The organism is Acuticoccus sediminis (genome assembly GCF_003258595.1).
Taxonomy (GTDB): domain Bacteria; phylum Pseudomonadota; class Alphaproteobacteria; order Rhizobiales; family Amorphaceae; genus Acuticoccus; species Acuticoccus sediminis.
This window is the reverse complement of sequence record NZ_QHHQ01000006.1, coordinates 232,816-256,359: the sequence shown is the minus strand read 5'-3', so window position 1 is coordinate 256,359 and position 23,544 is coordinate 232,816. Positions and strand designations below refer to the sequence as shown.

The window sequence follows — 23,544 nt, the reverse complement described above, 5'->3', positions numbered from 1 at the left end:
CGCCCGGGCGGAACTCCCGCCCGCCGTACGCCGTCCGTCCCGACCGACCGGGAGAGGGAAGCATGGAGCGTTTCACCGGGGGATGCCTTTGCGGCGATGTCCGGCTCGTGGCGTCGGGGCGGCCGTACCGGGTGGGTCTCTGCCACTGCCTCGACTGCCGCAAGCACCACGGCGCCCTCTTCCACGCGTCGGCCGTGTTCCCCGAGGCCGCGGTGACGGTCGACGGCGAGACGCGCGACTTCGCGGGGCGGTTCTTCTGCCCGCGCTGCGGCTCGTCCGTCTACTCGCGCTCGGGCGACGAGGTCGAGGTGCACCTCGGCGCGCTGGACGCGCCCGACCAGCTCACGCCGACCTACGAGCTCTGGACCGTGCGCCGCGAGGGCTGGCTGCCGCCCTTCCCGCTCGCCCACCGCTATGAGCGCGATCGCGAGAGGACGGGCCGCGACGAGGACTAGGTCGCCCGGCCCCGACCCAGACCCCTGCCCCGGTCGCCGACGGGCGACGCACCCGGGCGATTCGGCCGCGCGGCCGTGGTCAAGCGAATCATTTCCGTTAGCCTTAATTCACCGTTAACCCATCCACAGCGAGTGGAGAACGGCAGGGTTCGCGTCTGTTCCGCGTGTCAGGCGCGAACCGGATCGCTCTCCGGCGTACACCGTCGGGAGAACCGACGGGAGCCACGATGAACCAGCCGCTCGACCACGCCGCACTCGAAATCCGCACCGCGCCGCAGAATGTCGAGATCGAGCAGCAACTGCTCGGCGCGCTGCTGGTCAACAACGAGGCGTTCTACCGCGTCTCCGACTTCCTCAAGACGGAGCACTTCTACGTCGAGCCGCACCGGCGCATCTTCGAGATCGCCGGCAAGCTGATCCGCGCCGGCAAGGTGGCGACGCCGCTCACGGTCAAGACGTTCTTCGCCGCCGAGGAGACCATCGCCGAGCTGCCGGCGGTGGAGTACCTCGCGCGCCTCGCCGCCAATGCGACGACCATCATCAACGCGGTCGACTACGGCCGCAGCATCTTCGACCTCGCCGTCCGCCGCCAGCTCATCACCATCGGCGAGGAGATGGTGAGCGAGGCCTACACGTCCGACGTCGACGTCACGCCGCGCCAGCAGATCGAGGGCGTCGAGCGCAAGCTCTACGAGCTCGCCGAGAACGGCGAGATCAACCAGGGCTTCGTCGACTTCACCAACGCCCTCACCGCGGCAGTCGAGATGGCGGATGCCGCGTTCCACCGCGCCGGCGCCCTCTCCGGCATCGCCACGGGGCTGTCCGACCTCGACCGGCTGATGGGCGGCCTGCAGCGCTCCGACCTCGTGGTCCTCGCCGGCCGTCCCGCGATGGGCAAGACCTCGCTCGCCACCAACATCGGCTTCGCAGTCGCGCGCGCCTTCCGCCGCGGGATGGAGAACGGCGTCAACAAGACCGTCGACGGCGGCATCGTCGGCTTCTTCTCGCTCGAAATGTCGGCCGAGCAGCTCGCCACCCGTATCCTCGCCGAGCAGTCGGGCATCTCCTCGGCCCTCATCCGGCGCGGCGCCTTCGAGGAGCACCAGTTCCAGGACCTCGTCTCCGCCGCGACCGCGATGCAGACGCTCCCGTTCTACATCGACCAGACCGGCGGCATCTCCATCGGCGCCCTCGCCGCCCGCGCGCGCCGGCTGAAACGGCAGAAGGGGCTCGACCTCCTCATCGTCGACTATCTCCAGCTGCTGTCGGGCTCGGGCAAGCCGGGCGCAAGCCGCGTGAACGAGATCACCGAGATCACCACCGGCCTGAAGGCACTCGCCAAGGAGCTGGAAGTCCCCATCGTCGCGCTCTCCCAGCTCTCACGACAGGTGGAAAACCGCGACGACAAGCGGCCGCAGCTTGCGGACCTGCGCGAATCCGGTTCCATCGAACAGGACGCGGACGTGGTGCTCTTCGTGTTCCGCGAGGAGTATTACCTGCAGTCTCGCAAGCCGCCGGAGGGCAGCCAGGAGTTCTTCGAGTGGGAGGCCAAGATGGAGGCCTGCCACGGCATCGCCGAGGTGATCGTCGCCAAGCAGCGCCACGGCCCCACCGGCACAGTGAAGCTGCAGTTCGAGGCCGAGCTCACCCGCTTCGGCAACCTCGCGCCGGGTCAGGTGGCGGTGACGTACGAGTAGGACGGACGTTATGGCGGATTATGACAAGGACGCGGTTCCGGTCGGCTACGTGCATGCCACGGTGACGCTGGCGGGCGAGGCCAAGCTCCTCGCCGCGGAGCTGGAGCGGCTGCGGGTCTCCGGGCTCGTCGACCGCGCCAACCTCGAGGTGGTGGTGCACCGCTCGCGGCTCGACCCGACGCCGGAGCTCAAGCGCCTCCCGCCCATCGTGCGCGGCGAGTCGCAGGTCACCGAGGCGGACCTGCCGACCATCGAGAAGCGCCTCGGCGAGAAGGAGCTGAACTTCCTCGCCGAAATGATCCGCCGCTTCGAGGCGATCACGACCGACTGACGCTGAGGGCAGCCCTGCGCAAAGCGGCATTTGCCCTCGCCGCGTGGCACGTTAGGCTGACCTCATGCTCGCTGCCGCTTCCCAGACCCCGCCCGCCCCGGCCCCGGCCGCATGGACCGGATCGCGCCTGACGGTCGACCCCGGCGCGGTCGTGCGCAACTGGAAGACGCTCGCGGCCCGCACCGGTGCCGCCTGCGCCGCCGTGGTAAAGGCCGACGCCTACGGGCACGGCATCGAGGCGGTCGCCCCGAAGCTCGCCGCCGCCGGCTGCCGCACCTTCTGCGTCGCACTCCACGCCGAGGGCGCCAGGCTCCGCCGGCTCCTGCCGGACGTCGAGATCTACGTCCTCAACGGCCTCTTCGACGGGGTCGAGGACGCCGTCCGCGACCGGCTCCGCCCCTTCATCTCCTCCCTCGACGCCCTCGCCGACTGGCCGGAGCACGCCCCCTTCGCGCTCAACGTCGACACGGGGATGAACCGGCTCGGCGTCAGCGTCGCGGAGGCCGTCGCCTACACCGGCCCCGCGCCGGCCCTGATCGCGAGCCATTTCGCCTGCGCCGACACGCCGGACCACTCGCTCAACGCCGCGCAGGAGGCCGCCTTCGCCGCCGCGCGCCGGGCGCACCCGTCCGTCCCCGCCTCGTTCGCCAACTCCGCCGCGATCCTCACCCGCCCGCAGGCCCACTACGACCTCGTGAGGCCCGGGATCGCGATGTACGGCGCCGTCGCGGCGGAGGGCACCACCGCGCTGGAGCCGACCGTGCGGCTCGAGGCGCGCGTCATCCAGGTGCGCGAGGGGGTCGCCGGCGAGACCGTCGGCTACGGCGCAGCGCAGACGCTGACGCGGTCGAGCCGGATCGCCATCGTCTCCCTCGGCTATGCCGACGGCTACATCCGCGCCGCGGGCGGGTCCGACATCCACGCCGGGGCGCCCGCCTTCGTCAACGGCCATGCCGTGCGTCTCATCGGCCGCGTCTCGATGGACCTCATCGCCGTCGACGTCACCGGCGTCCCCTGCGTCCGGGGCGACTACATCGAGATGATCGGGCCCAACGTGCCGGTCGACACCGTCGCGGCTCACGCCGGCACCATCGGCTACGAGTTCTTCACCGGCCTGACCCACCGCGCAGACCGGCGGATCGCCCCGCTCTGACCGATCGCTACAGCGAAGCGGGAAATAGCGGCTTAGACCTCGACGTTCCGGTCTGACGGCGGGCGATTGAGGCCGCGGCTTCCGGTCCGGCGCCGTGCGGCGTTAAAGTGCCGGCCGGGCGCCACCGGTGAGGGTTCAGACCATGACACGCACCGCAACCTGCTCCTGCGGCGGGCTCCGCATCGACGTCGTCGACGAGCCGAGGGCCGTCGGGATCTGCCACTGCATCGCCTGCCAGCGTCGCACCGGGAGCGTGTTCGCGACGCTCGCGGCGTTCCTGCCGCCCTACACGGTGACGGGCGAGGCGACGGAATATGTGCGCATCGGCGACCAAGGCTCGCGCATGGTCTTTCGCTTCTGCCCCCGATGCGGCACCACGGTCTTTCATACCGAGGAGGGCTCGGACTACGTGTCCGTGGCCGTCGGCGCGTTCGCCGACCCCGGCTTCCCGGCCCCGCGGGCGTCCGTCTACGACAGCCGCCGCCACCACTGGGTGCGGCTGCCGGAGGGGATCGCGACGTACGAGACCGACCCCGACTGAGGCCGGCCCCCTGCCGCCTCATCAAAGGAGCTGCCATTGGCCAAGCGTGCCGCGCGGTTCGTCTGCCAGGAATGCGGCGCCGTCACGTCGCGCTGGTCGGGCAAATGCGAGTCCTGCGGCGAGTGGAACACCATCGTCGAGGAGGCCGCCACCGCCGACATCATGGCGGCCGCCACCGGCAAGACCTCGCGCGCCAAGGGCCGCCGCCTCGTGCTGTCCTCGCTCGACACGCCGATCCCCGAGGCCCCGCGCATCGAGACCGGCATCGCCGAGTTCGACCGCGTCACCGGCGGCGGCCTCGTCCCCGGTTCGGCCGTCCTGATCGGCGGCGACCCTGGCATCGGCAAGTCCACCCTTCTCCTGCAGGTGGCGGCGACGCTCGCGGACTCGGGCCGGCGCGTCGTCTACGTCACCGGCGAGGAGGCGACCGCCCAGGTCCAGCTCCGTGCCCGGCGCCTCGGCGCCGACAAGTCCGCCGTCGCCCTCGCGGCCGAGACGGAGGTCGAGACCATCCTTGAGACGCTGTCGGCCGGGCCCCCTCCCGCCCTCGTCGTCATCGACTCGATCCAGACGCTGCAGACCTCCATCGCCGAGGCGTCCCCAGGCACCGTGACGCAGGTGAGAGCCTCGGCGCAGGCGCTGATCCGGTATGCCAAATTGTCGGGTGCCGCGGTCATCCTCGTCGGCCACGTCACCAAGGACGGTCAGCTCGCCGGTCCGCGGGTCGTGGAGCACATGGTCGACGCGGTCCTCACCTTCGAGGGCGACCCCAGTCATGCATTCAGGCTGCTTCGAGGGTCAAAGAACCGCTTCGGGCCCACCGACGAGCTGGGCGTCTTCGAGATGACCGGCGGCGGTTTGCGCGAAGTGGACAACCCGTCGGAATTGTTTTTAGGCGAACGCGACGTCTCGTCACCGGGCGCGGCGGTGTTCGCGGGCATGGAGGGGACCCGTCCGCTCCTCGTCGAGGTACAGGCTCTGGTTGCACCGTCCCGCCTCGCCACGCCGCGCCGCGCCGTTCTCGGATGGGACTCTTCGCGCCTCTCCATGGTCCTGGCCGTGCTGGAAGCCCGGTGCGCGCTTGTGTTATCCAGCCACGATATTTATCTCGCGGTGGCAGGAGGCCTTAGAATTGCTGAGCCGGCGGCCGATCTTGCGGTTGCAGCAGCGCTGATTTCTTCTCGCGCTGGGATCGCCCTTCCGCCGGACGTGGTCTATTTCGGTGAGGTGAGTCTTTCGGGCCGCGTGCGTCCTGTGCCCCATGCCAGCGGGCGTCTCAAGGAGGCGGCGAAGCTCGGATTTCGCGGAGCCATCGTTCCGCCGCAGGCGGCTGCGGATAGCGAGGGTTGCGCAACCAGTGAGGTTGCATTGCTTAGCGATTTGGTTCACCGCATCGCACCAAACGGTTTTGCCGACGAGCGGCAGGCCTCCTCTTTCGGAGACGATTGATGAATATCGCGATCCTCGACGGCGTTGTCATTGCCGTGGTGTTCATTTCGGCAGTGCTCGCCATGTTCCGCGGTTTCGTGCGCGAAGTGCTGAGCATCGCCGCATGGGTCGCTGCGGCGATCCTTGCCTATATGTTCTACGAGCAGGCGCTTCCGTACGTCTCGCAGTACGTGGACAACCAGACCATCGCGATCGGACTGTCCGCCGCCGGCATCTTCCTGGTGTCGCTGATCGTGGTGTCGCTCATCACGATGAAGATCTCCGACTTCGTCATGGATTCCCCCGTCGGCCCAGTCGACCGTCTCGTCGGCTTCGTCTTCGGTGCCGCCCGCGGCCTGCTCCTCGTGGTCGTGGCGGTGATCTTCTTCAACTGGCTGGTGGCCGCGCCCGAGCGTCCGGCGTGGGTGACCACCGCTGCGTCCTACCCGCGCCTGTCCGAGCTCGGCAACCGCCTCCTGGCCGCCATCCCGGACGATCCGGAGCGGGCGATCCGCGGCGCCTTCGAGGACGGCGCCGGCAGCTCGACGCCGCCCGCCGGCTCGCAGCCCACCATCGGCACCCCCGGTGCGGTTCCGGGCACCCCCGGCGCCGTTCCCGCGACCCCCGGCGCGACCCCCGGCACGACCTCCGGCACCGGGACCACGAGCAACCAACCGTCCCCGCAGCAGGAGCCCGCGACGCCTGGAGCTCCGACCACCGGCGGCACCAGCGGCACTGACGACAACACCGTCATTCAGCCGCAACCGCTCGGCGGCAACACGAGCGCGAACTGATTTGGCACGCCTGATCGATACCGCTGACCGCTTCAACGATGAATGCGGTGTGTTCGGGGTTTTCCGGAACCCCGGCGCGAGCGCCCTCACGGCGCTCGGCCTCCACGCCCTGCAGCACCGCGGACAGGAGGCGGCGGGTATCGTCGCCTGCGACCGCGGCAAGTTCAGGCTCGAGCGACACATGGGCCTGGTCGACGACAACTTCACCAGCCAGGACGTCATCGACCGCCTGAAGGGTGACTGCGCGATCGGGCACAACCGGTATTCGACCACGGGCGAGCCCGCCCTGCACAACGTCCAGCCGCTGTTCGCCGAGACGGCGATCGGCGGCTTCGCCGTCGCGCACAACGGCAACATCACCAACGCGCGCAAGCTCCGCGAGACGCTGCGCAACTCCGGATCGATCTTCCAGTCCTCGTCGGACACGGAAGTCCTCATCCACCTCCTCGCCACCTCCACCAAGGCGACGTTCATCGAGCGCTTCGTCGACGCGATCCGCCAGCTCGAAGGCGCCTTCGCCCTCGTCGCGCTGACCGACAACCTGATGGTCGGCTGCCGTGACGCGCTGGGCATCCGCCCGCTCGTCATCGGCGACTTCGAAGGCTCCTTCGTGCTGGCGTCCGAGACGTGCGCGCTGGACATCATCGGCGCGCGCTTCGTGCGCGAGGTCGAGCCGGGCGAGATGGTCGTCATCTCCGACCGCGGCATGGAATCGGTGCGCCCCTTCCCGGACCGCCCGTCCAACCGCTTCTGCATCTTCGAGTACGTCTACTTCGCCCGCCCCGATTCCACGATCAGCGGCCTGTCGGTCTACGAGGTGCGCAAGCGCATCGGCCGCGAGCTCGCGATGGAGGCGCCCGCGGACGCGGACATCGTCGTCCCCGTTCCCGACTCCGGCACCCCGGCTGCGATCGGCTACGCGGAGGGGGCGGGGCTCCCGTTCGAGCTCGGCATCATCCGCAACCACTACGTCGGGCGGACCTTCATCGAGCCGTCCGACCAGATCCGCCACATGGGCGTGAAGCTGAAGCACAACGCCAACCGCTCCGTGCTGAAGGGCAAGCGCGTCGTCCTCGTCGACGATTCCATCGTCCGCGGCACGACCTCGATGAAGATCGTCGAGATGGTGCGCGACGCGGGCGCGGCCGAGGTGCACATGCGCATCGCCTCCCCGCCGACCACCGACTCCTGCTTCTACGGCGTCGACACGCCCGAGAAGTCGAAGCTGATCGCCTCGCGCATGTCCGTCGAGGAGCTGACCCGCTACATCCGCGTGGACAGCCTGGCGTACCTGTCGATCGACGGCCTCTACCGCGCGGCCGGTCAGGATTCCCGCCACGACGTGCCGCAGTACTGCGACGCGTGCTTCACCGGCGAATATCCGACGACCCTCACGGACCGCACCGACCGCCTGCCCCAAGATCATCTCGCGTTCCTGGAGAAGGCGTGAACGAACTGTCCGACCCCGGCCGACTGGACGGGAAAATCGCTGTCGTCACCGGTGCCACCCGCGGCATCGGTGAGGCCGTCGCCGTCGACCTCGCCGGCCGTGGCGCCCACGTCATCGCCGTCGGCCGAAAGGTCGAGCCGCTGGAGGCGCTGGACGACCGCATCAAGGCCGTCGGCGGCTCGGCGACCCTCGTCCCCCTCAATCTGACCGACGGGGCCGGCGTCGACCGTCTCGGCGCCTCGATCTACGAGCGCTGGGGCAAGCTGGACATCCTCGTCGGCAACGCCGGGGTGCTGGGCCGCATCTCGCCCCTCGCCCACATCCCCGAGAGGGTGTGGAAGGAGACGTTCGAGGTGAACGTGTCCGCCAACTGGCGCCTCATCCGCACGCTCGACCCGATCCTGCGCCGCGCGGAGGCCGCGCGCTGCGTGTTCCTGACGTCCGGCGCCGCGACCAAGCTGCGGGCCCACTGGGGCGTCTACAGCATCTCCAAGGCCGCGCTGAACGCGCTCGTCGCGACCTACGCCGCCGAGGTCGCCAACACGCCGATCCGCGCCAACCTCTTCTCCCCCGGTCCCGTGCGAACCGGCATGCGCGCCGCCGCCGTCCCGGGCGAGGACCCGATGACCCTCCCGGCGCCCGAGGAGATCGCGCCCTACATCGCCGCGATGTGCGCCACCGGCTTCGACCGGAACGGCGCCACCTGGTCGTTCACCGACAAGGCGTTCGTCTAGGGGGGGGGTCTCGCAATGCCGCTCCGGCCGGGACGCTCCCCGGTTCGGGGTCAGGCGAGCGGGCGGCCGCCGTCAGTCTGGCCGGGCCAGCACCGCCTCGCGCCGGGCAATGCTCTCCGCCGACCAGACCTCGCTGCGCCGGTAGTATTCCGCCGCGACCGGCACCCCCTCCGGCAGCGTCAGCCATGGCCGCTTCGTCGACGTGAAGATGTGAATGTCCGGCACGATGGCGTGCGGATTGTCGAGCGAGCCGACCCGCACGAAGCGGATGCGTGGGCCCGACCCGGAATAGTTGCTCCAGATCGCCACCCGGCAATGCGGGCAGCGCGCGATCATCTGGCCCTTGCCGCTGGCGCTCGGCGTGTGGACGATCTCCGGCTCCTCGCCGGTGTGGCGCACCCGGTCCGCCTCGATCATCGCGTTGGTGGCGAAGGCCGAGCCGGTCTCGCGCTGGCACCAGGTGCAATGGCAGGCATGGACGATCATGGGCGGCCCCTGCATCTCATAGCGTACCCGACCGCACGTGCAGCCTCCGGCAAGAATGTCCGCCATCGTGGCCTCCCTCTTTATGCGGCCGTCGGGACCGCCTTCGGCCCGGCAGCATAGGGAGGCCGGCCAGCAAGGGCTATGGCAGAACGCGCCGCTTCCCCTGCCCGCTCAGCCCTCGAGCCACTTCGACTCCACCACGATCTGCTCCTCGGGCACGCCGTAGGCGCGCAGGTCCGCGATGACGGCGCGCATCATGGGCGGCGGACCGCATACATAGAAGCGGTTGTCGAAGCCCACCATCTCGTCGATGAAGCCGGCGTCAATCTCGTCGCGGTGAAGCGGCCCGTCCTCCTCAGTGGTGACGAAGATCGAGCGAAGCCCGTCCATGCTCTCCCAGGTGTCGCGCAGGATGATGTCCGCCTCGCACTTGTTGGAGAAGATCAGCGTGCTGCCACCGACCTCGCCCGCACGCTGGCGCTGCAACAGGATCGGGATGAACGGCGTTACCCCCGCGCCGCCGGCGACGAACACCCCCGGCCCCCGGTCGCGGATGTCGCCGGACGGCCCGTCGACGAACACCTTGTCGCCGGGCTTCAGCCGGCCGATGCGCTCCGTGACGCCGTCATGGTCCGGGTGTTCGGCGGTGTTGTAGATCTTGATGACGAATTCAAGCCTGTCCTGATCCGGCAGCGACGTAATCGTGAACGGCTTTCCCGCATCGCGGAAGCCGGGAATATCAAGTCCCCAGTGGTTCGCCTGTCCCGGCAAGAAATCGTACCCGGCCGGACGATCAAACACCAAGTGTACCGTATCCGGTGTGACGGGCGTAATACGCTGCAAGGTCAGGGTGTATAGCATCGCACTCTCCACATAAATTCGGAGAGTGAACGCAGAAGGCCCGGAATCGTCCCATCGATGCTGCGAATTGTGATCGTCAGACGAGCGCGACACCCATCCCGGCGAGCTCCACCGTCGCCGCGGCCAACGAACCGTCGAGGTCGATCGCCCGGCAGAGCTCCATCCGCACCGTCACCTCGTAGCCGTGCCGGATCGCGTCGCGCGCGGAATAGGCGACGCAGAAGTCGGTCGCGAGGCCGACGAGCGTCACGCTGTCGATCCCGCGCGAGCGCAGGTAGCCGTCGAGGCCGGTCGGCGTCGTGCGGTCGTTCTCGTAGAAGGCCGAGTAGCTGTCCACCGACCGGTGGTAGCCCTTGCGAATGATGAGTTCGGCCCGGTCCGTCACCAGATCCGGGTGGAACGCCGCGCCCTCGGAGCCGATGATGCAGTGGTCCGGCCACAGGACCTGCGGGCCGTACGCCATCTCGATCATCTCGAACGGCGCGCGGCCGGGATGCTGGGAGGCGAACGACGAGTGGCCGGCCGGATGCCAGTCCTGCGTGAGGACGACGGCCGCGGCCTCCGCCATCGCGGCGTTGATGCCGGGGACGATGACGTCCCCCTCGGGCACCGCGAGCGCACCGCCGGGGCAGAAGTCGTTCTGGACGTCGACGACGAGGAGAGCGTGGCTCACATCAGCCGCGCGCCGTTCGGCACGTCCTTGTCGGGCACCGCGAGGACGATGGCGCCGCCCTCGTCCTCGTAGCCGAGCACAAGCACCTCGGACATGAACTTGCCGATCTGGCGCGGAGGGAAATTGACCACGGCCATCACCTTCCGCCCGACGAGCTCGTCCGGCTTGTAGTGAACGGTGATCTGGGCCGACGACTTCTTCTCGCCGACGGCCTCGCCGAAGTCGATGCGCATCTTGATCGCGGGCTTGCGCGCCTCGGGGAACGGCTCCGCGGCGACGATGGTGCCGATGCGGATGTCGACTTTCATGAAGTCGTCGAAGACGATAGGGGTGCTCGGTGCGCTCATGCGCCACGTTTAGCATGCGTCCGCGAGCGCGCCACCCTCCTCGGCGGCGCCCTTGTCACGGGCCGGTCAGTTTCCCGTGCTGTCGTCCCGGGCCTTGCCGCCCCGAGTGGTCTTCCGCGCCGGTTTGGCCTGCGCCGTCCGGGACTTGGGGCTGGCGCTCCGGCCCGCCGCTCCCTTCGCTCCGGCGCCCTTCGCCGCGCCGGCCTTCGCCGCCCCGCGCGACGAGCCTCGAGCGGGGCCAGCCGCCTTGCCAGCTGTCCCCCGCGACGCCTTCGGCCGCGCGGTGCCGCCCGAGGCGTCGGGCGCGGCATCGGTCTCGGGCGTCGTCGGCGCGGCGGGCTCTTCGGCGGCTGTGACCGTCTCGGCTCGGCCGGGGTCGGCGGCGGCGCGGGCGGGCCGCGGGGCCGTCCCTGTCGCGGAGCCGGCGGCTTCCGTTGCATCGGCGGCCGGGGCCGCGCCGTTGGAGGCGCCCGCCGCCACGCCGGCGCCCGGGTCCTCGCGGGCCCTGCGCGCGCGGACGGCCGGGCCGAGCCAGCGGGCGAGGCGGTTGTGGCGGCTCTCGCTGCGGCGAAGCTCCTGGTCGAGGGCGGCCATGGTGCGCGGCATGCCGGGGTCGTCCTCGGTCACGAAGATCCGCAGGACGCGCATGAACGCCATCGAGAGCGCCTGCGCCGCGATGCCGCCGCGGAAGCCGGACGCGTCGACGCCCGCCGCCGCCAGCATCCACACCTGCGAGCGCACCGCCAGCGCGTTGAGCGAGAGCGCCAGCGCCGGGTCGCGGGTCGCCGAGCGCATCAGCGACCTGAGCGCCGCGCGGTAGGGGCGCAGCGCGTCGAGCCGGGTCATCAGGACGTCGAACAGGCGCTCGCGCGGCGGCTCGTCCGCCATGTCCTCGAACGAGCCCTCCAGCACCTCGCCGTCGATCCGCCGCATGAAGGCGTCGAGGATCTCGCCACGGCTGCCGAAGGCGGCATTGAGCGCGGAGAGGCCGATGCCCGCCTCGTCAGCGATGTCCTGAAGGGAGATGCGGTCGAACGTCCGCGTCTCGAGCAGCGCCAGCGTGGCGTCGATGATTGCGTCGGACGTCGTCACCCGTTCCTCCGTTCGGGCGGGAGGGTGCCCGCCCACGGCGCGCCCGTCTGGACAGGCCGCGCCTTGCGATCGCGCCGGCCGCTCCTGCCGGCGTGGCCCTAGCTGCCGAGCTCGCGGGACCGCCTGGCCGCGGAGTCGACGGCGCGCGTCATCAGCTCGGTCAGCGCCCCGGTGTCGGCGAGGACCGACAGCGCGGCGGCGGTCGTGCCTCCCGGAGAGGTCACATTGCGGCGCAGCGTGGCCGGATCAAGCGGGCTGCGCGCAAGCAGCGCACCGGCGCCGACGACCGTCTGCCGCGCCAGCACCGCCGCGACGTCGGACGGTAGGCCGGCCGCCTCCCCCGCCGCGGTCATCGCCTCGACGAGGTGGAACACGTACGCCGGACCGGAGCCTGAGACCGCGGTCGCCGCGTCGATCAGCCCCTCGTCGTCCACCCACGCCACCTTGCCGAGCGCGCCGAGCAGCTCGTTCGCGATCTCGATCACGTGCGGGGTGGCGTCGATCGCGACGGCACAGGTCATCCCCTGGCCGATCGCCGCCGGGGTGTTCGGGATCGATCGCACGATCGGCCCGCGCCCCAGCGTCTTCAGCTTCGCCACCGTGATGCCGGCGGCGATGGAGATGACGATGGTGTCGCCGTCGACGTTGCCCTGCAGGGTCGGCAGCACCTCCGCCATGCTCTGCGGCTTCACCGCGAGGACGACGGTGTGCGCGACGACGTCCGGCGGCGAGGTGTAGACGCGCAGGCCCGGACGGCGCGGCGTGTCGAGATCGGCGGCGGGGTCCACGACCACGATGGAGCGCGGGTCGGTCCCCGCATTGAGCCAGCCTTCCAGCATGGCGCCGCCCATGTTGCCGGCGCCGACGAGAAGGAGGGGACGTTCAGGCGACATGTCTCGGTCTCTGGCCTCAGCGTCCCGGATCAGGTCCGAGGTCACGCTTCACCTACGGTTTCAAAGAGCGCGCCTTCGAGCGCGTCCGCCGCACTTTTCCCCGCCCATACGACGAACTGGAACGCCTGGTAGTGGCTGTCGCACGTCTCCACCGCGTGCGACAGAAGCGCCTGGACGTGGCTCGTCGCCGGCAGCTCGTCGCCCGCGAGAAGCTGCGTGTGGCGAAAGATGACGACGCCTTCCTTGCTCCACAGGTCGAAGTGTCCCATCCACATCCGCTCGTTGACGAGGGCGAGCAGGCGCGTCACCTCCGTGTAGCGCGGTTCCGTGACCTTGAGGTCGAAGGCGACCGCGATGTGGAGGGAATCGAACTCGTCCATGTGGGTGAAGGCGACGTGATAGGCGCTCCACCGCCCGGTGACCGAAATGGTGATTTCGTCGTCGCCGACGCGCTCGTACGTCCAGTCGTTGCCGTTGGCCACCTCTTCGATGCGGTCGATGGGATTGGCGGTCTGAGAGAATTCGTCGTAATCGATCAAGCTCATCGCTGATCCTTTCAGCACGCGGGGGACAAGGCCCTTCGGGGCTCCCGCGCTTGGGACGACGTAGAGAGCGCGAGGGGAGCGAATCCCGCGCTGTCGCCGACAGGAGATCAGATAAGGTGCGGCAAGGAAAGGGCGAGGCGCACGCGGTCCACGGCCCGAACTATTGCGGACCGGGGGCCGAATGCCCGGTGTCCGGAGCCTCGGATTCGGCCGGTGCCGGCGGCGACAATTTCGCCTCCAGGGCCTCCACCCGAGCCCGCAGCGCGTCGACCTCGTCGGCCGCGCGGACCGCGATCGCCTTCACCGCCTCGAAGTCGTCCCGCTGGACCACGTTCGCCTCGGAGAGCAGACGCTCGACCTGGGAGCGCATGGCACCCTCCACCTCGCGCCGCGCACCCTGGGCCACGGCGGCCGCGTCGGTCGCGAGACGGGCGATCTCGTCGATGAGGCGGTTGTTCGTCTGTGTCATGACGCTCTCCAGTGCAAGGCGACGGTATATATTCCGAGGGACTTGGTCCCTTCCGGGCGACCGGACAAGTGATGTCCTTCACCAGCGTGTCGCGCCCGCCCGCGATACTCGATAAGTCCGCAGTCCGCGAGTGCTCCCATGCTGCCAGTCATCCCTTTTCCGGCCATCGATCCGAATGCAATTGTCATTCCGATCCCTTTCGCCGACCTCTCGATTCCGATTCGCTGGTATGCCCTGGCGTATATCGCCGGCATCCTTCTGGGCTGGGCCTATGCCCGGCGCCTCGTGCGCGCCTCCGGCCTGTGGGGGACGCGACCCCGCCCCACGGTCACGGACATCGACGACCTCGTCACCTGGGTGACGCTCGGCATCGTCGTCGGCGGACGGCTCGGCTACATCCTCGTCTACGATCTCGGGGTCTATCTGGCCGATCCTATCAAGATGGTGCGGATCAATGATGGCGGGATGGCGTTCCACGGCGGACTTATCGGCGTCATCATTGCGGTCGTCGCCTATTGCCACGTCAAACGCATCTCTTTCGTCGCCGTCCTCGACGTGATGGCGGCCGTCGTACCTATCGGTCTCTTTTTCGGCCGCCTCGCGAACTTCGTGAACGGCGAACTTTGGGGCCGTCCGAGCGACGTTCCGTGGGCCATCGTCTTCCCGGACCCGCGCGCCGGCGACATCCCCCGCCACCCCAGCCAGCTGTACCAGGCGGCCATGGAGGGGGTGCTGCTCTTCGTCATCGTCGGCATCGCCGTCAGAATGGGCGCGCTGAGGCGCCCGGGACTGGCGCTCGGCCTCTTCGGGGGTGGATATGGCGTGATGCGCATCATCGGCGAGACCTTCCGCATGCCGGACCAGCAGCTCGGCTTCTTCTTCGGCGACCTCACGATGGGGATGATGCTCTCCGGGCCGATGATCGTCATCGGTGCGATCGTCGTATGGTGCGCGCTCGCCCGCCCGGCCTACCCGGACGCGCCGCAACCGGATGCCGACGCCCGCGCCAAGCCGGAGACGCCATGACCCCGGTCGCCGAGCGTCTCGCCCGCCGCATCGCCCTCACCGGACCGATCACCGTCGCCGAGTTCATGAGCGCGTGCCTGACGGATCCGGACGGCTACTACGCGCAGCGCGAGCCCTTCGGCACGGCGGGCGACTTCATCACCGCCCCGGAGATCAGCCAGATGTTCGGCGAGATCGTCGGCGCCTTCCTCCTCGACCGCTGGCAAGCCGACGGGCGGCCCGCCCCGTTCGACCTCGTCGAGCTCGGCCCCGGCCGGGGAACGCTGATGCGGGACGTGCTGCGGGTCTGCGCCACCGACCCGCGCTTCATCGGCGCGAGCCGGGTCGTCCTGGTGGAGGCGTCCGACCGGCTGCGCCAGCTCCAGCGCAGGACCCTCGCCCCGCTCCACCCCAACGTCGCCTGGGCGGACGGGCCGCCCACCGAGCGCCCCTTCTACCTCGTCGCCAACGAGTTCTTCGACGCGCTGCCCGTGCGGCAGGTCGTGCGGCGGGACGGGCGCTGGTACGAGCGGGTCGTCGGCCTCGCGGACGGCGCCCTCGCCTTCGGCCTGTCGCCCTTTCCCCTGACGCTCTCCGCCGACGCGCCCGAGGGCGCGGTGCGCGAGCTGCGGCCGGGGGCCGAGACGATGATCCGCACCATCGCCCAGGGCCTCGTCACCCACGACGTCGGTTCGGCGCTCGTCATCGACTACGGCTACGCCACCGCCGGCACGCCCGACGCCACCACCGGCTTCGGCGAGACGCTGCAGGCCGTGCGCGGCCACCAGCACGTGGACGTCCTCGACCGGCCCGGCGAGTCGGACCTCTCCGCCCACGTCGACTTCACCGCGCTCGCGACGGCGGCGACCAGCGCCGGAGCGGTCGCCCACGGCCCGGTCGACCAGGGCGACTTCCTCGTCAACCTCGGCCTGCTGCAGCGGGCCGGCGCGCTGGGCTCGCGCGCCGGCGACGACGAGCGGGCGATGATCGAGGCCGTGGTGCGCCGCCTCGCCGGCGCTGGCGAGGGGGAAATGGGGACCCTCTTCAAGGCGCTGGCGATCACCGCCCGGCCGGCCCCTCCCCCCGGCTTCCAGGTTGTGAACGGCCCGGCTGACTGATAGGAGCGGCCGATTGACCCAGCAACGAGGGTGCCGCCCGTGATCCGTCCGCCGGAGCCGATTTCGGCCGAAAGCCTTGCGCTGCCGCGGGTTCGCCATGCCTTCTTCACCCGTGAGGGCGGCGTGTCGACCGGCATCTACGCCTCGCTCAACACCGGCACCGGATCGGCCGACGATCAGGTCGCGGTGGCCGAGAACCTCAACCGGGTCGCATCCCACATGGGCGTTGCGCGCGATCACCTCGTGATGCTCTTCCAGACGCACTCGGCGATCGCCCACACTGTCGCCGGCCCGAGCCTCGACCGGCCCGAGGGGGACGCCATGGTGACGGCCGTCCCCGGCATCGCCCTCGGCATCCGCACCGCCGACTGCGCGCCGGTCCTCTTCGCGGACGAGCGCAACGGTGTCGTCGGTGCCGCCCACGCCGGCTGGCGCGGCGCCGTCGGCGGCATCCTGGAGGCGACCCTCGCCGCGATGCTGGGCGCCGGCGCCGAGGCGGACCACATCGTCGTCGCCATCGGCCCGACCATCGCCCAGCCCTCCTACGAGGTCGGACCGGAACTGCGCGATTCGCTCGCCAGCGACACGCCGCGCGGCATCGACACCGCCCCCTTCTTCGTCCCCTCGCAGACCGAGGGACGGCTGATGTTCGATCTCCCCGCCTACGTCACCGCGCGGCTGCGGCACGCCGGCGTCGGCGCGGTCGAGAACCTCGCCTGCGACACGTACACGGACGAGACGCGCTTCTACTCGTATCGTCGGCGCACCCACCGCAAGGAGGCCGGCCAAGGCAGCCTCCTCAGCGCCATCTCACTGGAGGCCTGACCCATGGCTCTGCACTTTACCTGCGACGAATTCGACGCGCGGATGGACCGGCTGCAGGCCGAGATGGCGGAGCACCGTCTGGACGCCATGCTCCTCTTCTCCCAGGAGAGCATGTACTGGCTGACCGGCTACGACACGTTCGGCTTCGTCTTCTTCCAGTGCCTCGTCGTCACCAAGAACCGCCGACTGGCGCTGATCACGCGTTCGGCGGACCTCAGGCAGGCGCGGCAGACCTCGATCATCGACGAGATCATCGTCTGGGCCGACCGTGCCGGCTCGGATCCCGCCAAGGCGCTGAAGGACCACCTCTTCGAGATGGACCTCCTCGGCTGCCGCCTCGGCATCGAGACCGACACCCACGGCCTCACCGCGAAGAACGGCAAGCGCGTCCAGGAGCAGCTCGAGAGCTTCGGCACCCTCGTCGAGGCGTCGACGATCATCCCCGAGCTGCGCAGCGTGAAGAGCCCGGCGGAGATCGAGTACGTGCGAAGGGCCGGCCAGCTCGCCGACGAGGCGCTGACATCGGGCCTCGCCCTCGTGAAGCCCGGCGCCGACGAGGGCGCGATCCTCGCCGCGATGCAGGGTGCCGTGCTGGCGGGCGGCGGCGACTATCCGGCAAACGAGTTCATCATCGGCTCGGGCGAGAAGGCGCTGCTGGTGCGCTACGCCTCCGGCCGCCGCGCGCTCGACGCCAACGACCAGCTCACCCTGGAGTTCGCCGGCGTCTACCGCCACTACCACGTCGCCATGATGGAGACGGTGGTGATCGGCGAGCCCCACCCGCGCCATGCCGAGATGTTCGAGGCGGCCGACGCGGCGCTCTCCGAGGTGCGCGAAGCGATGCGTCCGGGCCACACCTTCGGGGATGTGTACGACGCCCATGCCCGCGTGCTGCACGAGCGTGGTATGGGTAGCTTCCGTTTAAACGCTTGCGGCTATTCGTTGGGCGCAGCATTTACCCCGTCCTGGATGCAGTGGCCCATGTTCTACCCTGCCAATCCCGCCAAGATCGTGCCGAACATGGTGCTGTTCGCGCATATGATCCTGCTCGATTCGGAGAGCGGGACGGCGATGACCCTCGGCCGCACGTTCCTGACGACCGACGCCGACCCGGAGCCGCTGTCCGCGCTCGCACCGCGAATGCTGACCAAATGAGGGTTGTCCTGGCCCTCCTCCTGACGCTGGCGCTTACGGCCTGCGACGCGCCGCGGCTGACCGGCCTCGCGACCGGGGTTCAGAACAACGCCTACTCGCCCATCGCCGCCGTCGGCCGCCCCGAGGAGGCGACGTTCGCGTTCGCGCCCTTCCCCGGCATGCCCGGCAACGTCGCCGACGAGCTCCTGCGTCGGATCTGGCGCCGCTCGGAGGACGAGGGCCTCACGATCATCAAGCGCCCCGGCGGCAAGGCGCTCTTCCAGGTGGAAGGCACGCTGACGGCGGTGTCCGAGGACACCAACTCCCTCGTCTTCTACGTGTTCGACGTGAAGGACGTGTCGGGCCGCCGCGTCCACCGGATCTCCGGGACCAAGCGGTCGAGCTCGACCGAGGGCGACCCCTGGTCGTCGGTGAGCGAGGGCGATCTCGACATCATCGCCCGGCGCCTCGCGGCGCGCCTGCGTGCATGGCTCTACTCGGACGCCTGATCCCCTCGCGTCGCAGGAAGAAGCGCCGGACGGCGACGTTCGCCGTCAGCGAACGCGGCCGGGCCGACTGGGAACCTGTATTCGGCGGAACACCGCCCCGGACCCTCCGGCCCGCGCTCTCGTTCGACCAGCGCCTCACCCATTGTCTCGGCGCACTGGCGTCGATCGAGACCGCCACCTTCCGCGTCGACACCGGCCACCCGCAGATGATCGGCCGCACCGGCATGGACCGCGCGGCGTTCGAGGCGGCCGCAGCGCATTACGCCAGCGGACGGCGGTTCCTGACCGACCATCCCGAGCGGCGCCGGAGCCGCCTCTTCCGCACCTACGTCGCACCCGTCTCCGTGGACCACGGGGAGATCGCCACCGGGCACCCCTTCCTTGTCTTCGTCTCCGACAACGTCGAGGCGTACGAGCTTCCGACCCTCGTCAAGTCGCGGCCGGCCGGCTTCGCCGGGCTCAGCGTCCTCTTTCCGCTCAACTATGCCTGGCACTTCGGGTCGCTGGGCAAGGTCGAGGCGGCGGACATGCCCTTCGAGAAGAAGGCGCGCCGCCTTGTGTGGCGGGGCAAGACGACCGGGCTGCAGCTCGACCGGCCCGGCAGCCTGGACCGGGGCAGCCGCTCCTTCGTGCCGCAGTTCAACGCGCGCAACACGAACCCGGCCATCGACCTCGGCTTCTCCCACCTCACCCCGTCGGTGGACAATCTCGGCGACGCGGTCCTCACCGCCGCGCTCCGCACCGCGGTGAAGGAGACGCTTTCGCTGGAGGAGCACCTCGGCTCGCGCTACCTCCTCAGCCTGGAGGGGCACGACGTGGCGTCCGGGCTGAAGTGGATGCTGGCGTCGAATTCCGTCGTACTCATGCCGCGGCCGCGCTGCGAGTCGTGGGCGTGCGAGCGGCACCTGGAGCCATTCGTCCACTACGTGCCGGTACGGCCGGACCTCTCCGACCTCGAGGAGGCCTTCGCATGGTGCCTCGACAATGACGCCGCGTGCCGGCGGATCTCGGCCAACGCCCGCGCCTTCATGGCGCCGTTCCTCGACGCCGGGGCGGAACGCGCCCTCACCGAGGCGGTGCTCGAGGCCTACTTCGCCAAGGTCCGCCTCGTGCCGGGGGATGGCCTCGACGCGCGGCTTCTGGCATGAGGGGCGCGGGCGGGTTGTCCCCAGCCAGAGTGGCGCGTTTGCCGCACTGATGAACCGTTCGCCCCACGATCGCCCGAAACATTCCGACACCGGCGAAAAGTTGCTAACTAGGTGTGCCGCGCCGGTCCGGTGCGCTCTTTCCGATCCAATGGCGGCGCTATGAAGCTCGTTTCAGGCAATTCCAACCGGCCCCTTGCCGAGGCAATCTCCCAGTATCTCGACCTTCCGCTGACGGAATGTGCCGTCCGCCGGTTCGCCGACCAGGAGGTCTTCGTCGAGATCCGCGAGAACGTTCGCGGCGAGGACGTGTTCGTCATCCAGTCGACGAGCTACCCCGCCAACGACAATCTGATGGAGCTCCTCATCATCATCGACGCGCTGGTCCGCGCGTCGGCGAGGCGCATCACCGCGGTGGTCCCCTACTTCGGCTACGCCCGGCAGGACCGGAAGATGGGCGGACGCACGCCGATCTCGGCCAAGCTGGTGGCCAACATCATCACCCGCGCGGGCGCCGACCGCGTCCTGACGGTCGACCTCCACGCCGGTCAGATCCAGGGCTTCTTCGACATCCCGACGGACAACCTCTACATCGCCCCGGTGATGAGCCGGGACATCAAGGAGCGCTACACGCTCGACAACCTGATGGTCGTCTCGCCGGACGTCGGCGGCGTGGTGCGGGCCCGCGAGCTCGCCAAGCGCATAGACGCGCCCCTCGCCATCGTCGACAAGCGACGCGAGCGGCCGGGCGAGTCCGAGGTGATGAACATTATCGGTAACGTCGCCGGGCGGGACTGCATCCTGTTCGACGACATCGTCGATTCCGGCGGCACACTGTGCAACGCGGCGGACGCGCTGCTGGCGGCCGACGCCAAGAGCGTCGCGGCCTTCATCACCCACGGCGTCCTGTCCGGGGGTGCCGTCGCGCGCATCGAGGCCTCCCGCCTCGAGGAGCTGGTGATTACCGATTCCATCGCCGCCACCGACGCGATCAAGCAGGCGGACAAGCTCCGGGTCGTGTCGATCGCGCCGCTGATCGGCGAGGCGATCTCGCGCACCGCGCTCGAAAAATCGGTCTCAAGCCTCTTCGACTAGAGAAGAAGAGACCCCGCCCCCGTCGCGGCTCTCTGACCGGCGGACATTCCCCGCGCCGGCCCGCCGCCCGCGCGGCATCGTTGCGGGCCGGAGCCCGCGTCACGTCATCGGATCTTTCGGGATTGGCCCGGTTCGGCTCGGGCGGCGCCCGGCGGCCCCGGAGGGGGCTCGCCGTCGGGGCGTGGCCCTCAGGCCGCCGCGGTGCGGGCGAGCGCGTGGTGCGCTTCGCTGGCGGCGCCGAGCGCGTCGAAGAAGCCGTCGATATCCCGGAGCTGGTCGACCAGCGCGGCGCGGCGGTCGGACAGGTCGTCGATCGTCGCGGTGAGATTGTCGCGGCGGTCGCGTGCGGCCCGCGCTACTGTGGAGTAGGCGAAGTTCTCCGGATCGACGACGCCGGAGCGACGCTCCTCACCTTCGATCTGTTTGCCGAGTTCCACGCGGATCACCTCGAGGTCGGCGATCATGCGCTCATACTGGGCGAGCTGGCGCCGGAGCGCACCCGCCTGGAATTCCTTAGCCTGAATCGTGCTTTCGCGCGGCTTCATCGATTTTGCCCCCCATCTTGCTGAGCGAGGCTCAACCTAGTCGGCGCGGCTTGCAATTTGGTTCGCCGGCTCTGTCCAAACCCGACGGGTGCGTTAACCGATGCGAGGGAAAGCCTGAGCGAGGCTTCAGCGAACCTGATCGACCGCACAGTCTTTGTTTCCCATCGGTTTACCCTCTCGCGGTGCCGGCTCGCCACAGGCACCGAAAACCCCAGGGTCGATGCGGGATTCGTATGCGGCCGGCTCCGATACTTAGAATCCCTATGGTTACGGCTTCGTGCCCATGGCGTCCGGAAATGGTCCCGGCCGTGTTGGAGATTGCGAAAGGTTTGGAATGGCGCGGTGGTCAAAAACGCCGCCGCTGCGGCCCATCATGCTGAACAGGCAGTGAATTTCATGCCCGGCCCATCATCGGGCCTTTGGCTTCGATCGCGCGACGCGTTAAGGGTTGTGTGACACCTATGCCACAGGTCGCGCCATCAAAACCCCGCAGAAACCCTGGAATCAGCGCACGGACATGCGGGAAAGCCTAACGCGCAAAACACTGCCATTAAGCAATCGTTTACCGGATCCGCTCATGGTCCTCCTGTGTCCCGCGCCGCGACGCGAAAGTCTTGGACAAGCGTTTCTCGCCGCGCCGGACGATGCACCGTTTTGGTACCAAGGATTCGGCACTGAATCGGCCTTCCGTTCCGGGTCCTGCGACCCGCACCGATTGACTACCAAGACCCGCTATCCGGCGGATCGCATGAGGGGACTTGCATGCGCGTTCTATTGATCGAGGATGACAGCGCCACGGCTCAGTCCATCGAGCTCATGCTGAACTCCGAGCGGTTTAACGTCTATACGACGAACCTCGGCGAAGAAGGCATCGATCTCGGGAAACTGTACGATTACGACATCATCCTTCTCGATATCAATCTGCCGGACATGTCCGGCTACGAGGTCCTCAGGACCTTGCGCGTCTCCAAGATCGATACGCCGATCCTGATCCTGTCGGGTCTCGGCAACATCGAGGACAAGGTGCGCGGGCTCGGCTTCGGTGCCGACGACTACCTGACCAAGCCCTTCCACAAGGACGAGCTGGTGGCGCGGATCAACGCGATCGTCCGCCGCTCGAAGGGCCACGCGGAATCCATCATCCGCACCGGCGAGCTGGCGGTGAACCTCGACACCAAGACGGTGGATGTCGACGGCCAGCGCGTCCACCTGACGGGCAAGGAGTACCAGATGCTGGAACTCCTCTCGCTGCGGAAGGGCACGACGCTCACCAAGGAGATGTTCCTGAACCATCTCTACGGCGGGATGGACGAGCCCGAGCTGAAGATCATCGACGTCTTCATCTGCAAGCTGCGCAAGAAGCTGTCGGCGGCGACCGGCGGGCGCAACTACATCGAGACGGTGTGGGGCCGCGGTTACGTGCTGCGCGAGCCGGAGCCCGAGCATCGTCGCGAAATGGCATGAGACAGGGGGCCCGGGCGCCCACCCACTGCGAGACGCAAAACGCCTCGGCCCTTCTCCCAGGGCCGAGGCGTTTTAGCGTTTACGACGTTAACAAAGACGGCGTGATGGCGGCCCCAATGAGCCGATCGCGCGACGCGCTAGCGTCGCACGGTGCGGAAGGTCATGCGGCTGCCGTCCGAGGCGACGTCGACGCGCCAGCCGCCGCTCTCGGCGAGCATGGCGATGATCTTCGCCTGGACGCCGCGCGGGTCGGTGATCTCGCCGCCGCCGGTGGTGACGTCGACGAAGGGCGGGTTGCGCAGCGTTTCGCCGGCGGCGGTGACGACGAGGCCCCCTTCCCCGTACTCGACGGTGACCGTGCCGCCGCGGGGCACCGCGCCGAGCGCATAGGTGGCGAGGAGCATCCCGAGCTTCACCTCGGTGCGCGGCTGGGCGCCGCCCTTCCAGGCCCAGTCGAGCGTCGCCCGCTCGCCCTTGAAGAGCTCGGCGGTGAGGCGGCCGGCCTCGCCGGGGTCGAGCTCGTCCGCGCCGCCGGCCGCGCCGTAGGCCATGCGCGCGTACTGCAGCTTCGCGCTCGCCTGGAGCGCGCTCTTCTTGATGAGATCCATGGCCATCTCGGCCATCGCCTCGTCCTCGGCGATGAGTTCCAGGCCGTTCTGGATGGCACCGACCGGGCCGACGATGTCGTGGCACAAGCGCGAGGCCATCAGGCTCGCAAGCTCGAGTTCGCTTTGCATCTCATTCCCCGTGGCGCG

27 protein-coding genes are annotated in these 23,544 nt (G+C 69.2%); 17 read left to right on the top strand and 10 right to left on the bottom strand.

Annotation, left to right across the window (positions count from 1 at the left end; genetic code table 11):
• The first annotated feature begins 62 nt into the window (after positions 1-62).
• From DLJ53_RS25150 to DLJ53_RS25110, 9 genes are all read left to right on the top strand, one after another.
• Positions 63-455 (top strand): GFA family protein, encoded by a 393-nt coding sequence (locus DLJ53_RS25150; protein WP_111350386.1) that lies wholly within the window; start codon positions 63-65, stop codon positions 453-455.
• A 227-nt stretch (positions 456-682) separates the two neighbouring features.
• The gene (locus DLJ53_RS25145; RefSeq protein ID WP_111350384.1) at positions 683-2,152 is read left to right on the top strand and encodes a replicative DNA helicase; all 1,470 of its coding nucleotides are present in this window, start codon (positions 683-685) and stop codon (positions 2,150-2,152) included.
• Between the two features lie 10 nt (positions 2,153-2,162).
• On the top strand, positions 2,163-2,483 hold the full coding sequence (locus DLJ53_RS25140) for a hypothetical protein (protein WP_111350382.1): 321 nt from the start codon (positions 2,163-2,165) through the stop codon (positions 2,481-2,483).
• 64 nt (positions 2,484-2,547) lie between these two features.
• Positions 2,548-3,636, top strand: coding sequence for an alanine racemase (gene alr, locus DLJ53_RS25135; protein WP_111350380.1), 1,089 nt, complete (start codon positions 2,548-2,550; stop codon positions 3,634-3,636).
• 142 nt (positions 3,637-3,778) lie between these two features.
• Entirely contained in the window at positions 3,779-4,177 is a 399-nt protein-coding gene (locus DLJ53_RS25130) for a GFA family protein (RefSeq protein ID WP_111350378.1), read from the top strand.
• A 36-nt stretch (positions 4,178-4,213) separates the two neighbouring features.
• On the top strand, positions 4,214-5,626 hold the full coding sequence (radA, locus tag DLJ53_RS25125) for a DNA repair protein RadA (RefSeq protein WP_111350376.1): 1,413 nt from the start codon (positions 4,214-4,216) through the stop codon (positions 5,624-5,626).
• Positions 5,626-6,399 (top strand): CvpA family protein, encoded by a 774-nt coding sequence (locus DLJ53_RS25120; RefSeq protein ID WP_111350374.1) that lies wholly within the window; start codon positions 5,626-5,628, stop codon positions 6,397-6,399. Before radA ends, DLJ53_RS25120 begins: the two co-directional genes overlap by 1 nt.
• Before the next feature lies 1 nt (position 6,400).
• Complete coding sequence (gene purF / locus DLJ53_RS25115; protein WP_211100680.1) at positions 6,401-7,849, top strand: amidophosphoribosyltransferase; 1,449 nt, start codon at positions 6,401-6,403, stop codon at positions 7,847-7,849.
• 5 nt (positions 7,850-7,854) lie between these two features.
• Positions 7,855-8,583, top strand: a complete 729-nt coding sequence (locus DLJ53_RS25110) for an SDR family NAD(P)-dependent oxidoreductase (protein ID WP_111350640.1) — start codon at positions 7,855-7,857, stop codon at positions 8,581-8,583.
• Between the two features lie 72 nt (positions 8,584-8,655).
• Here DLJ53_RS25110 and DLJ53_RS25105 read toward each other — a convergent pair whose 3' ends face one another.
• The 8 genes from DLJ53_RS25105 to DLJ53_RS25070 form a co-directional block, all read right to left on the bottom strand.
• Complete coding sequence (locus tag DLJ53_RS25105) at positions 8,656-9,135, bottom strand: GFA family protein (RefSeq protein WP_111350372.1); 480 nt, start codon at positions 9,133-9,135, stop codon at positions 8,656-8,658.
• A gap of 105 nt (positions 9,136-9,240) precedes the next feature.
• Positions 9,241-9,942, bottom strand: coding sequence for an FAD-binding oxidoreductase (locus tag DLJ53_RS25100; RefSeq protein WP_211100679.1), 702 nt, complete (start codon positions 9,940-9,942; stop codon positions 9,241-9,243).
• Between the two features lie 64 nt (positions 9,943-10,006).
• Positions 10,007-10,603, bottom strand: a complete 597-nt coding sequence (gene pncA / locus DLJ53_RS25095) for a bifunctional nicotinamidase/pyrazinamidase (protein WP_111350368.1) — start codon at positions 10,601-10,603, stop codon at positions 10,007-10,009.
• On the bottom strand, positions 10,600-10,950 hold the full coding sequence (locus DLJ53_RS25090; protein WP_111350366.1) for a tRNA-binding protein: 351 nt from the start codon (positions 10,948-10,950) through the stop codon (positions 10,600-10,602). The genes pncA and DLJ53_RS25090 overlap by 4 nt, the downstream gene beginning before the upstream one ends.
• A 66-nt stretch (positions 10,951-11,016) precedes the next feature.
• Positions 11,017-12,042 (bottom strand): TetR/AcrR family transcriptional regulator, encoded by a 1,026-nt coding sequence (locus DLJ53_RS25085; RefSeq protein ID WP_162409534.1) that lies wholly within the window; start codon positions 12,040-12,042, stop codon positions 11,017-11,019.
• Positions 12,043-12,140: 98 nt separating this feature from the next.
• Entirely contained in the window at positions 12,141-12,935 is a 795-nt protein-coding gene (proC, locus tag DLJ53_RS25080; protein WP_111350362.1) for a pyrroline-5-carboxylate reductase, read from the bottom strand.
• A gap of 41 nt (positions 12,936-12,976) precedes the next feature.
• Positions 12,977-13,480, bottom strand: a complete 504-nt coding sequence (locus DLJ53_RS25075) for a type III secretion system chaperone family protein (RefSeq protein ID WP_111350360.1) — start codon at positions 13,478-13,480, stop codon at positions 12,977-12,979.
• 160 nt (positions 13,481-13,640) lie between these two features.
• Positions 13,641-13,949 (bottom strand): accessory factor UbiK family protein, encoded by a 309-nt coding sequence (locus DLJ53_RS25070; RefSeq protein ID WP_111350358.1) that lies wholly within the window; start codon positions 13,947-13,949, stop codon positions 13,641-13,643.
• A 138-nt stretch (positions 13,950-14,087) separates the two neighbouring features.
• Here DLJ53_RS25070 and lgt point away from each other — a divergent pair, with 138 nt between their 5' ends.
• From lgt to DLJ53_RS25035, 7 genes are all read left to right on the top strand, one after another.
• Positions 14,088-14,975, top strand: coding sequence for a prolipoprotein diacylglyceryl transferase (lgt, locus tag DLJ53_RS25065; protein ID WP_111350356.1), 888 nt, complete (start codon positions 14,088-14,090; stop codon positions 14,973-14,975).
• Positions 14,972-16,072 carry a class I SAM-dependent methyltransferase gene (locus DLJ53_RS25060; RefSeq protein WP_111350354.1) on the top strand — a complete coding sequence of 367 codons (1,101 nt, stop codon included), beginning with the start codon at positions 14,972-14,974 and terminating at the stop codon, positions 16,070-16,072. Before lgt ends, DLJ53_RS25060 begins: the two co-directional genes overlap by 4 nt.
• Before the next feature lie 39 nt (positions 16,073-16,111).
• Positions 16,112-16,897: a peptidoglycan editing factor PgeF gene (gene pgeF / locus DLJ53_RS25055; RefSeq protein WP_226577014.1), complete on the top strand. Its 786-nt coding sequence runs from the start codon at positions 16,112-16,114 to the stop codon at positions 16,895-16,897.
• Between the two features lie 3 nt (positions 16,898-16,900).
• Positions 16,901-18,052 carry a M24 family metallopeptidase gene (locus DLJ53_RS25050; RefSeq protein ID WP_111350352.1) on the top strand — a complete coding sequence of 384 codons (1,152 nt, stop codon included), beginning with the start codon at positions 16,901-16,903 and terminating at the stop codon, positions 18,050-18,052.
• The gene (locus DLJ53_RS25045; RefSeq protein WP_111350350.1) at positions 18,049-18,540 is read left to right on the top strand and encodes a hypothetical protein; all 492 of its coding nucleotides are present in this window, start codon (positions 18,049-18,051) and stop codon (positions 18,538-18,540) included. Before DLJ53_RS25050 ends, DLJ53_RS25045 begins: the two co-directional genes overlap by 4 nt.
• Positions 18,519-19,688 carry a glycosyl transferase family 90 gene (locus DLJ53_RS25040; RefSeq protein WP_111350348.1) on the top strand — a complete coding sequence of 390 codons (1,170 nt, stop codon included), beginning with the start codon at positions 18,519-18,521 and terminating at the stop codon, positions 19,686-19,688. The genes DLJ53_RS25045 and DLJ53_RS25040 overlap by 22 nt, the downstream gene beginning before the upstream one ends.
• Before the next feature lie 159 nt (positions 19,689-19,847).
• Complete coding sequence (locus DLJ53_RS25035; protein WP_111350346.1) at positions 19,848-20,780, top strand: ribose-phosphate pyrophosphokinase; 933 nt, start codon at positions 19,848-19,850, stop codon at positions 20,778-20,780.
• Between the two features lie 188 nt (positions 20,781-20,968).
• Here DLJ53_RS25035 and DLJ53_RS25030 read toward each other — a convergent pair whose 3' ends face one another.
• Entirely contained in the window at positions 20,969-21,325 is a 357-nt protein-coding gene (locus DLJ53_RS25030; protein ID WP_111350344.1) for a hypothetical protein, read from the bottom strand.
• A 762-nt stretch (positions 21,326-22,087) separates the two neighbouring features.
• Between DLJ53_RS25030 and ctrA the strand changes: the two genes are divergently transcribed.
• Entirely contained in the window at positions 22,088-22,789 is a 702-nt protein-coding gene (ctrA, locus tag DLJ53_RS25025; protein WP_111350342.1) for a response regulator transcription factor CtrA, read from the top strand.
• A 137-nt stretch (positions 22,790-22,926) separates the two neighbouring features.
• Here ctrA and DLJ53_RS25020 read toward each other — a convergent pair whose 3' ends face one another.
• Entirely contained in the window at positions 22,927-23,526 is a 600-nt protein-coding gene (locus DLJ53_RS25020) for a histidine phosphotransferase family protein (protein ID WP_111350340.1), read from the bottom strand.
• Between the last annotated feature and the right edge of the window lie 18 nt (positions 23,527-23,544).